This window comes from Baekduia sp. (assembly GCF_035318805.1).
Taxonomy (GTDB): domain Bacteria; phylum Actinomycetota; class Thermoleophilia; order Solirubrobacterales; family Solirubrobacteraceae; genus Baekduia.
Genome location: NZ_DATHDY010000073.1, coordinates 35,294 through 44,290, shown reverse-complemented (window position 1 = coordinate 44,290; position 8,997 = coordinate 35,294). Strand labels below are relative to the sequence as shown.

Here is an 8,997-nt window from a genome sequence, read left to right as displayed (position 1 = left end):
CGTCAAGACCGAGGACTGGACATGGGTGACCTCCGGCATGGGGCAGCGGCTCTTCGGGCCGCCATCGGTCGCCGGCTGGGAGTGGGGGCCGGCGTGGATGTCGTCCAACGGCATGCGGATGCGGTTCGTCGCCGCGAACGTCGCGCTCCAGCAGCCGGGCCTGAAGGTCGAGGACGGCGCCACACCTGTCGATATGAAGCCCGACGAGCATCTGCGCCGTGCGCTGGAGGCAACCGGGCAGCCGTGGATCTCGCCGAGGGCGCGCAAGGGCCTGCTGGCGCTCGCGCGCGGCTACGACGCCATGGCCGGCAAGGAGTGGCAGCGCCAGGTCGCGGCCGACATGACCCAGCGCGCGATGCGCCACCTCCTGCTCTCCGCCCCCGACGCCCAACTCCATTAACCCGATGCCCCGCCTCCGCGCCCATCGCGCCTGCCAAGACTTCCACCGTGCCGGCGAGGCGGCGCGCAACGACGTGCTCACGCGGCGCCAGCTGCTGCGCTGGGGGATCGGCGCGGGGGTGACGGTCTACGCCGGTCGTACGCTGCCGACCGGGCACATGCTCGACGCGGCCGCGGCCGAGGCGGCGGCCGCCCCGGACGCGCCCGTGCTCGTCTCCGTCTTCCTGCCCGGCGGCCTGGACCTCCTCGACACGCTGGTGCCACTGGACCAGGAAGGGGTGCTCCGCGACCTGCGCGGCGCGGTGGCGCCGGCCGCGCCGCTGGCGCTGAAGGGCACGTCGCTGGGCCTGCACCCGTCGCTGGCGCGCGGGCCGGGCGGCGGGCTGCGAGGCCTGTTCGACCGCGGGCAGATCGGCTTCCTGCCGGGCATCGACTACGCCAACCCCAACCTGTCGCACTTCGCGTCGCGCGCGTTCTGGGAGACGGGCATGGTCTCCCAGCAGTCGGTCTCGGGCTGGCTCGGGCGCTGGCTGGACCGCCACGGCAGCGGCGACAACCCGCTGCAGGGCCTGAGCGCGGGCTACGGCCTGTCGCCGACGCTGCGCGCGGTCAAGGCGCCGGTGGCCTCGGTCTCCGATGCCGGCGACGCGCAGCTGGCCATGTGGAGCGTGTGGGGCGACTGGGGCGACGCCGCGGTGAAGGCCTACGCCGCGCTGTCTGAGTCGACGCCGCACGCCGCCGGTCCGGCAGCCGCCGCACGCGCGGCACGGCTGGCCCACACCGTCTCGGATCGCCTCGCGCCGCTGCGCAAGACCAAGGACGCCGACCCGCTCGCCGCGCCGGTCACCTACCCGGAGGGCAACGACACGGCCGACCGGTTGAAGGTCCTCGCCGGCCTGCTCGCCCAGCCGCTGGGCATCCGAGTTGCGACGGTCGACGCCGACGGCGCGTTCGACACCCACGAGGGCCAGGCCCAGACGCTGGACCGCGACCTCGGCGCCGCCGGCGAGGCGCTCGCCACGTTCCAGTCCGACCTCGAGGCCCGCGGCATCGCCGACCGCGTGCTGACCTTCGTCTGGTCGGAGTTCGGCCGCCGCCCGACCGCCAACCGCTCCGGCGGCACCGACCACGGCCCCGGTGGCGTGGCCTGGGTCCAGGGCCCGCGCGCGCTCGGCGGGATCCTGACCGAGTACCCCTCGCTCACCGACCTGGACCGCGAGAAGAACCTCAAGGTGACCGTGGACTTCCGCCGGGTCTACGGCAGCCTGCTCGGGCAGTGGCTGGGCACCGATCCGGCCGAGGTCATCCCGGGCGCGGCGCAGTTCGGCCAGGTCGCGCTGGTGCGCGGCTGATGCTCGTGCCCGAGATGCCACCGGCGCCCGTGTCAGCGCGGCCGCCCGCGCTCGTCGCGACGGCGGCCGCCGATCCGGTGCGCGCGGTCGGCGTCGGCGCACGGGAGTTCTCCCTCGCCGTCTACCGCCCCCGCGTGCGGGCCGGGCGGCTCAAGCTCAACCTCCGCAACCTGGGCGAGGACGTCCACGACCTCGTCGTGCGCCGGTCGGGTCGGACGCTCGCGACGCTGGCGCCGGTCAAGCCCGGCGGCACCGGAATCCTGCGCGTAGCGCTCCGCACGCCCGGCCGCTACCAGCTCGTGTGCACGGTGGCCGACCACGCGCAGCGCGGCATGCGCGCCACGCTACGCGTCGTCTCCTCGTCGTCGGGCAGAGGACCACGGACCCACCGGGGGGTTGAGCGGAGGGTCGAGCGGTGACCCTTGGTCTGTATCCCGAGCCGCGCGCGTCCCATGGCCTCCGCCACCAGCCCCAGCACCGACATCCTCCTGGCCTTCGCACCGGTCCCCGAGGCCGTGCGCACGGCGCGCCACGCGATGCGCGACCGGGGCCTGAACGCCGACCTCGACCACACGGTCTCGCTGCTGACCTCGGAGCTCGTGGGCAACGCGGTGCGCCACGCGGGTGCCGCGCATCCGACCGAGCGGATCGTGTTCCACGCCCGGCTGAGCCAGGACCACGTGCGCGTCGAGGTCGCCGACCACGGGCCGGGCTTCGATCCCGAGATCCGCCACGAGACGGCGGGCTTCGGCCTGCGCCTGGTCGACAAGCTCGCGTCGCGCTGGGGCGTCGAGCGCACCGCGCGGGGCTGCCGCGTGTGGTTCGAGGTCGACCGCCGCAGCGGTCGCTTCGAACGCGACTGATCCACACGGACGCGCCTGAGCGCGTAGGCTTGCGCGCGATGCCCGCGTCCCGGGACCTCCGTCCGCTGCTGGCCGTCGCCCTCCTGGGCATCGTCGTCGCGGCCGCGGAGTCGGTCACCGGCCTCGACACCGGGCTGCTGCTGCTCTCCCCGGCGCTGGTCCTGCTGCTGCCGCTGGTGGCCGGTCGCTACCTCGGCGAGGAGCAGCTCGAGCGCCTCGTCGCTCGCCGCGCCACCCCCCGCCGGGATCGCCCGGTCTCCGCGCCGCTGCCCCGCCGCCGGCCCCGCGCCGTCGTGGTGCGCGGCGGGCGCCTGCTCGCCTCGGCGCTCGCCGAGCGCGGGCCCCCGTTGACGGTCGCCTAACCGCCCCCGTCAACCCCTAGAACAACCGGAGGTGCGCCATGCGCCGCCCCCTGGCCGTCGCCGCCACCCTCACCGGGCTGCTGGCGATCGCCGCCTCCACCGCCGCCCTGGCCCACCAGGGCAACCCGAACATGAAGTCGGTCGTCCGGGCGCTGCAGCCGAAGGTCCCCGGCCTCGCGCTGCAGGTCCTGAGCGGCGACGACCGCTTCCAGCTGACCAACCGCAGCACGACGACCGTCCTCGTGCAGGGCTACGACCGGGAGCCGTACGCACGGCTGGCGCCCGACGGCACGGTGCAGGTCAACCACAACTCGCCGGCCTACTACCTCAACACCGACCGCTACGGGGCGGTGACCGTTCCCAAGACCGCCTCGGCCAAGGCGGTTCCGGACTGGCACGTGCTCGACAAGACCGGCGTCTTCGAGTGGCACGACCACCGCATGCACTACATGGCCAAGGACACGCCGGCGATCGTCAAGGACAAGGCGAAGCGGACGAAGGTGTTCGACTACGCGATCCCGATCCGGATCGGCACGCAGGAGGGCCGGATCCTCGGGACGCTGTGGTGGGCGCCCCCCAAGGGCGGCGGCGCGCCGGTCGGGGCGATCGTCGCGTTCGCGGTGCTGGTGCTCCTCGGCGGCGTCGCGGTGCTCGTGACGCGCCGCCGGCGCCGCGGGCCCGCCGAGGCGTGGTGAGGCGCGGTCTCCTCATCACCCTCGCGCTGCTGCTCGCGCTGCCCGCGAGCGCGCTGGCGCACGCCACGCTGGAGGCGTCGACGCCCGCGCGCGGCGCCGTCGCGCGCACCCAGCCGGCGCAGGTCGTGCTGCGCTTCGACGAGCCCGTCGAGGGCAACTTTGGCGCGGTGCGCCTCTTCGACGCCCGCGGCGAGCGGGTCGACGACGGCCACGTCGTCCATCCCGGTGGTCGCGGCGCGCTGCTGGCGGTCGGGCTGAAGCCACGGCTGGCGCCGGGGACGTTCACCGCGACCTACCGCGTCATCTCGGCCGACAGCCATCCCGTGTCGGGCGGGTTCGTGTTCTCGATCGGGAAGGCGGGCGCCGCGCCCGCGCAGACCGTGGGCGACCTGCTCGGCGGCTCGTCGGCGGGCCGGGTGACCGAGGTCGCCTTCGGCGTCGCGCGGGGCGCGGACTACCTGGCGATCGCGCTCCTGCTCGGCACGCTGCTCTTCGGGCTGCTGGCGTGGGGTCCCGGCGCCGCGGCCGCGGGGGCGCCGGACGCCGCCGGCACGGCGTTCGCGCGCCGCAGCGGCAAGCTGCTGATCGCCGGCCTCGGGATCGGGCTCGTCGCCGGCGCGGCGGGGATCGTCCTGCAGGGCGCGACCGCGGCCGGCACGTCGTTCTGGAGTGCGCTGGACCCCGGCACCGTGCGCGAGGTGCTCGGCACGCGCTTCGGCACGGTCTGGGGCCTGCGCCTGGCCGACCTCGCGGTCCTCGGCGCCGTGCTGGCGACGTTCGGCCCTCGGCGGCCGCTGGCCTGGGCGCTGCCCGCCGCGCTCTTGGCGATCACCCCGGCGCTGGGCGGCCACGCCACCACGCAGCACCCCGTCGCGCTGCTCGCCCCGCTCGACGTCGCGCACGTCGTCGCGATGAGCGCGTGGATCGGTGGGCTCGTCGTGCTGCTCGTCGCCGTGCCCGCGGCCACGCGCGCCGTGCCGCCGGCCGCCCGCTCCGTCCTGCTCGGCGGCGTGGTGTCGCGCTTCTCCACGGTCGCGCTCGCCGCGGTCGCCACGCTGCTGGCCACCGGCGTGGCGCAGTCGATCGTCCACCTGCGGGCCTTCGACGACCTCCTGCACACGGCGTTCGGCCGGGCGGTGCTGATCAAGGTCGTGCTCGTGGCCGCGCTCGTCGGCCTCGGGGCGGTCAACCGGCAGCGAAGCATCCCGCGCCTGCGCGCGCTCGCGCGCGAGGGCGCCGCCCCGGGTGTGGCGGGCCGCCTGCTGCGCAGCACGCTGCGTGCCGAGGTCGCGCTCGTCGTCGTGGCGCTCGGCGTCACCGCGGCGCTCGTGTCCTACGCGCCGCCGTCGGCGCTCTCGGCCGGGCCGTTCTCGCACTCGGCCCGCACCGGTCCGCTCCAGGTGGAGCTGACCGTCGACCCCGCGCGCACCGGCGCCAACGCCGTCCACCTCTACCTCTTCCGGGCCTCCGACGGCGCGCCGTTCGCGGGCACCAAGGAGCTGACGGTCGACGCGTCGCTGCCGGACAAGGGCATCGGGCCGCTGATGGCGACGGTGCACCGCGCCGGCCCCGGCCACTACGTCGCCGACGCGATGGTGCTGGCGCCGGCCGGCCACTGGCGCCTGCGGGTGACCGACCGCGTCTCGGACTTCGACGAGTACACGACCACCTTCGCGGTGCCCGTGCGATGAGCGCCGTGCTCCTCTCGCTCCTGCCGCTGGCGGTGCTGGTCGGCACGCTGCTGCTCGGCCGCTACCCGGGCGAGCAGACGCTGGCCCGCGCCCAGGCGGCCATCCGTCCGCGCCCCCGCCGCGCCGCGGTGCGCACGTCCCCGCGCGCGCCCCGGCGCCCGTGGGCGTCTGCGCCCCGCGGCGGGCGCCTCGTGGGCGCCGCGATCGCCTCCCGTCCTCCACCGCGGCCGTTGACGCCGTGACCCAAGCAGGACTCCTACGTCAACGACACACCAAGGACATCATCATGAAGCAGCGCATCACCCTGGCCACGAGCATCGCCGCCGGCGTCCTGGCCCTCCCGGCCGCCGCCGACGCGCACGTCACCCTCCAGCCCAAGCAGGTGCCCGCAGGCGGCTTCGTCGTCGAGAACGTCCGCGTCCCCAACGAGACCGACGGCGCGACGACCACGAAGGTCGAGGTGCAGTTCCCCGAGGGGTTCGCCTCGGTCAGCTACCAGCCGGTGGCGGGCTGGAGCACCAAGGTCGCCAAGGAGAAGCTCGCCACGCCGGTCAAGACCGACGACGGCGAGGTGACCGAGGGCGTCAAGACGATCACCTGGACCGCGAAGGCGACGTCGGCGGGCATCGCGCCCGGGCAGTTCCACGACTTCCCGCTGTCGGTGCAGGTCCCGGGCAAGGCCGGCGACACGCTGACGTTCAAGGCGCTGCAGACCTACAGCGACGGCTCGGTCGTGCGCTGGATCGGGGCGCCCGACGCCGACCACCCGGCGCCGCAGCTCGACGTCATCGCGGCGGCCGACCCCCACGGGGCCGCGCCGTCGGGCGGGACCGGTACCGCGACGACCGAGGCCACCTCGGCGCCCGCGCCCGTCGCCGCGACCACGACGAGCGACGGGGACTCCAGCACCCTCGGCGTGATCGCGCTGATCGTCGGCGCCCTCGGCCTGCTGGCCGGCGGCGGCGCGCTGGCCGCCTCGCGCAAGCGCGGCTGACCACGTCCGGTCCCGCGCCGGTGTCCGCAAGGATCCCGGCGCGGGGCCTGCCCACCTAGACTTCGGGAGCCCGACCATGTCCCAGGAGAATCCCCCCAGCAAGCGCGAGCGTCGCGAGGCGGCGCGCGCGGAACGGATCGAGCGCGAGCGCGCGGTCGCGGCCGGCGACGCGCGGCGCCGGCGGCTCCTCCAGCTCGGCGGCCTGCTGGCCGCCGCGGCGGTCGTCGTGATCATCGCCGTGGCCGTCTCGAGCGGGGGCTCCAAGAAGAGCGGCAACGCCGCGTCGGGCGGCAGCCTGCAGGGCGTCGCGGAGACGAAGGCGCTGCTCGGCGGCATCCCGCAGACCGGCATCACGCTGGGCGACGCCAAGGCCCCGGCCACGATCGTCGAGTTCGCCGATCCGCAGTGCCCGTTCTGCAAGGACTACACCTTGAACGAGATGCCGGCGCTGATCAAGAACTACGTGCGCACCGGCAAGGCGAAGATGGAGCTGCGCTACCTCACGTTCATCGGCCCCGACTCGCTGACCGCCGCGCGCGTGATCGAGGCCGCCGGCCTGCAGGACAAGCTCTGGGACGCCTCCGACATCTTCTACCGCAACCAGGGCCAGGAGAACTCGGGCTACGTGACCGACGCCTTCCTCACCCAGGTCCTGAAGGCCGCCGGGGCGGATCCGGCCAAGGCCGTCGCGGACGCCGGCTCGTCGGCCGTCTCGTCCGAGCTCGGCGCCGCCAAGACCCTGGCCAGCCGCTACGGCGTCGACAGCACCCCGACGATCCTGGTCGGCCCGACCGGCGGCACCTTGAAGAAGGACACCGAGAACGCGCCGACCGCCGCGGGCGTCGGCAAGCTGGTCGACGCGGTCTTGGCCCAGAGCGGCACGTGAGCGACCGCGCGCTGCGCACCACCGGCCTCGTGCTCACCGTGCTCGGGATCGGCGTGGCGGGCTACCTCGTGTACGTGCACTACGCCGGCATCGAGCCGGTGTGCAACATCGCCCACGGCTGCCACAAGGTGCAGACCTCGAAGTACGCCGAGCTGGCCGGCGTGCCGGTCGCGCTGCTGGGGCTCATCGGCTACGTGACGATCTTCCTGACCCTGCTCGTGCGCTCCGAGGCGGCGCGGATGCTGGCGGCCCTCGTCGCGCTCGTCGGCTTCGGCTTCTCGGCGTATCTGACCTACCGCGAGCTGTTCACGATCGACGCGATCTGCCAGTGGTGCGTCGCCAGCGCGATCCTGATGACCGGCCTGGCGGTCGTCTGCACCTGGCGCGTGCTGACCGGCGTGCCGGCGCCGCGCTCCCTCGCATGACCCGGCGGCTCGCCGTGCTCGCGACCCTGTTCGGCGGGGCGGCGGCGATCGTCGCTGTGGCGATCGCGATCTCCAGCGGCGGCGCCGACCCGCAGCGGCGCACGCCGGCGGCGCGCGACGTCACCAGCATCGTGCGCGGGATCCCGCAGAACGGGCTCGTGCTCGGCGACCCGCGCGCGCCGGTCCTGCTCGTGGAGTTCGCCGACGCGCAGTGCCCGTTCTGCCGCGAGTTCGCCGTCAAGACGTGGCCGGCGATCGTCCAGAAGTACGTGCGGACCGGCAAGGTCCGCATGGAGCTGCGGCTCGTCGACTTCCTCGGCAAGGACTCCACCCGCGCGGCGCGGGCGCTGCTCGGCGCCGGCCAGCAGAACCGCATGTGGGACGCGTCGGCGCGCTTCTACGACGTGCAGGGCGCCGAGAACAGCGGGTACGTCACCGACCAGTTCCTGCGCGACGTCCTCGGGGGCGTCGACGGGCTCGACGTCGACCAGGTGATGGTCGACCGGCACGGGTCGCGCGTCGCCGAGGAGCTCGGCGCCGTCAAGTCCATGCAGAGCCGCTACGGCGTCACGGCGACGCCGACGCTGCTGATCGGCTCCGACGACGGCGATCTGCACGTCTTCACCGACGGCGTGGTCAGCCCACAGCAGCTCGGCCAGGCGCTGGACGCCGCGCTGCTCGAGCACATCTGAACCGCCCACGGACCCTACGTAGGGTGCTACCCTACGTCGCGCCGTGCTGAAGAAGACCAGCATCTACCTCGACGAAGAGCTCGACCACGGGCTCGCCCGTCGCGCGGCCGACGAGGGCATCACGAAGGCGGAGTTCATCCGCCGGACGCTGGCGGCCGCCGTCCAGCGCCCGCAGCGCACGCGGCCCGAGGCCGTCGGCTTCGAGGACCGCCGCTGATGGCGGTCATCGTCGACCCCGACTTCGTCCTCGCCCTCGCCCGGCGGCGCCACCCGCGCCACCCGGACGCCGTCGCGCTCGTCGCGACGCTCGACGAGGATCTGGTGACCTCGCCGCTGGCGGTCGCCGACATCGACCGCGCGATCGCCGACGCGGCCGGCGACGAGGCCCGCAGCGCGGTCCGCCGCGACTTCGAGCGCGGCGCGTACGCCGTGCGCTGGTGGGCCGACGCGCTGAAGGAGACGCTCGCCATCGGCCAGCGCCATCCCGAAGTCGGGCTGACCACCGCGTCGCTCGTCGCGCTCGCAGCGCGCGTCAACACCCGCCGCATCGCCACCTTCGACGAGCAGTTCCGAACATTGACCACGCCGGACGGGGAGGCCTTCGTGGTGCTCCCCGCCGACCGCTGAGATAGGACCCC

The 8,997-nt window shown here is 74.6% G+C and carries 14 protein-coding genes; all 14 read left to right on the top strand.

What is annotated here, in order from left to right; translation table 11 throughout:
* Positions 1 to 400: DUF1800 family protein (locus VK501_RS16780; RefSeq protein WP_324339307.1), on the top strand; the 400-nt coding region annotated here is incomplete at its 5' end.
* Between the two features lie 4 nt (positions 401 to 404).
* Entirely contained in the window at positions 405 to 1,751 is a 1,347-nt protein-coding gene (locus tag VK501_RS16775; protein ID WP_324339305.1) for a DUF1501 domain-containing protein, read from the top strand.
* A complete protein-coding gene (locus VK501_RS16770) occupies positions 1,751 to 2,170 on the top strand; it encodes a hypothetical protein (RefSeq protein WP_324339304.1) in 420 nt (139 codons plus the stop codon). Before VK501_RS16775 ends, VK501_RS16770 begins: the two co-directional genes overlap by 1 nt.
* A 33-nt stretch (positions 2,171 to 2,203) precedes the next feature.
* Positions 2,204 to 2,614 carry an ATP-binding protein gene (locus VK501_RS16765; RefSeq protein ID WP_324339303.1) on the top strand — a complete coding sequence of 137 codons (411 nt, stop codon included), beginning with the start codon at positions 2,204 to 2,206 and terminating at the stop codon, positions 2,612 to 2,614.
* A gap of 38 nt (positions 2,615 to 2,652) precedes the next feature.
* The gene (locus tag VK501_RS16760) at positions 2,653 to 2,976 is read left to right on the top strand and encodes a hypothetical protein (RefSeq protein WP_324339301.1); all 324 of its coding nucleotides are present in this window, start codon (positions 2,653 to 2,655) and stop codon (positions 2,974 to 2,976) included.
* 38 nt (positions 2,977 to 3,014) lie between these two features.
* Positions 3,015 to 3,671 (top strand): hypothetical protein, encoded by a 657-nt coding sequence (locus VK501_RS16755; protein ID WP_324339299.1) that lies wholly within the window; start codon positions 3,015 to 3,017, stop codon positions 3,669 to 3,671.
* The gene (locus VK501_RS16750; protein WP_324339297.1) at positions 3,668 to 5,362 is read left to right on the top strand and encodes a copper resistance CopC/CopD family protein; all 1,695 of its coding nucleotides are present in this window, start codon (positions 3,668 to 3,670) and stop codon (positions 5,360 to 5,362) included. Before VK501_RS16755 ends, VK501_RS16750 begins: the two co-directional genes overlap by 4 nt.
* Complete coding sequence (locus VK501_RS16745) at positions 5,359 to 5,604, top strand: hypothetical protein (RefSeq protein ID WP_324339295.1); 246 nt, start codon at positions 5,359 to 5,361, stop codon at positions 5,602 to 5,604. Before VK501_RS16750 ends, VK501_RS16745 begins: the two co-directional genes overlap by 4 nt.
* A 44-nt stretch (positions 5,605 to 5,648) precedes the next feature.
* Entirely contained in the window at positions 5,649 to 6,356 is a 708-nt protein-coding gene (locus VK501_RS16740) for a YcnI family protein (protein WP_324339293.1), read from the top strand.
* A gap of 76 nt (positions 6,357 to 6,432) precedes the next feature.
* Positions 6,433 to 7,242 (top strand): DsbA family protein, encoded by an 810-nt coding sequence (locus tag VK501_RS16735; RefSeq protein ID WP_324339290.1) that lies wholly within the window; start codon positions 6,433 to 6,435, stop codon positions 7,240 to 7,242.
* Positions 7,239 to 7,667 (top strand): vitamin K epoxide reductase family protein, encoded by a 429-nt coding sequence (locus VK501_RS16730; protein ID WP_324339288.1) that lies wholly within the window; start codon positions 7,239 to 7,241, stop codon positions 7,665 to 7,667. Before VK501_RS16735 ends, VK501_RS16730 begins: the two co-directional genes overlap by 4 nt.
* Positions 7,664 to 8,359: a DsbA family protein gene (locus VK501_RS16725; RefSeq protein WP_324339285.1), complete on the top strand. Its 696-nt coding sequence runs from the start codon at positions 7,664 to 7,666 to the stop codon at positions 8,357 to 8,359. The genes VK501_RS16730 and VK501_RS16725 overlap by 4 nt, the downstream gene beginning before the upstream one ends.
* 43 nt (positions 8,360 to 8,402) lie before the next feature.
* Positions 8,403 to 8,576, top strand: coding sequence for a CopG family transcriptional regulator (locus tag VK501_RS16720; RefSeq protein WP_324339283.1), 174 nt, complete (start codon positions 8,403 to 8,405; stop codon positions 8,574 to 8,576).
* The gene (locus VK501_RS16715) at positions 8,576 to 8,986 is read left to right on the top strand and encodes a hypothetical protein (protein WP_324339281.1); all 411 of its coding nucleotides are present in this window, start codon (positions 8,576 to 8,578) and stop codon (positions 8,984 to 8,986) included. The genes VK501_RS16720 and VK501_RS16715 overlap by 1 nt, the downstream gene beginning before the upstream one ends.
* Positions 8,987 to 8,997 lie beyond the last annotated feature (11 nt).

Excerpts from the sequence above, each read along its gene's own strand:
- VK501_RS16770 (WP_324339304.1), top strand. The coding sequence starts at position 1,751 with ATGCTCGTGCCCGAGATGCCACCGGCGCCCGTGTCAGCGCGGCCGCCC.
- VK501_RS16755 (WP_324339299.1), top strand. The coding sequence starts at position 3,015 with ATGCGCCGCCCCCTGGCCGTCGCCGCCACCCTCACCGGGCTGCTGGCG.
- VK501_RS16745 (WP_324339295.1), top strand. The coding sequence starts at position 5,359 with ATGAGCGCCGTGCTCCTCTCGCTCCTGCCGCTGGCGGTGCTGGTCGGC.
- VK501_RS16765 (WP_324339303.1), top strand. The coding sequence starts at position 2,204 with ATGGCCTCCGCCACCAGCCCCAGCACCGACATCCTCCTGGCCTTCGCA.
- VK501_RS16725 (WP_324339285.1), top strand. The coding sequence starts at position 7,664 with ATGACCCGGCGGCTCGCCGTGCTCGCGACCCTGTTCGGCGGGGCGGCG.
- VK501_RS16760 (WP_324339301.1), top strand. The coding sequence starts at position 2,653 with ATGCCCGCGTCCCGGGACCTCCGTCCGCTGCTGGCCGTCGCCCTCCTG.
- VK501_RS16715 (WP_324339281.1), top strand. The coding sequence starts at position 8,576 with ATGGCGGTCATCGTCGACCCCGACTTCGTCCTCGCCCTCGCCCGGCGG.
- VK501_RS16735 (WP_324339290.1), top strand. The coding sequence starts at position 6,433 with ATGTCCCAGGAGAATCCCCCCAGCAAGCGCGAGCGTCGCGAGGCGGCG.
- VK501_RS16740 (WP_324339293.1), top strand. The coding sequence starts at position 5,649 with ATGAAGCAGCGCATCACCCTGGCCACGAGCATCGCCGCCGGCGTCCTG.
- VK501_RS16775 (WP_324339305.1), top strand. The coding sequence starts at position 405 with ATGCCCCGCCTCCGCGCCCATCGCGCCTGCCAAGACTTCCACCGTGCC.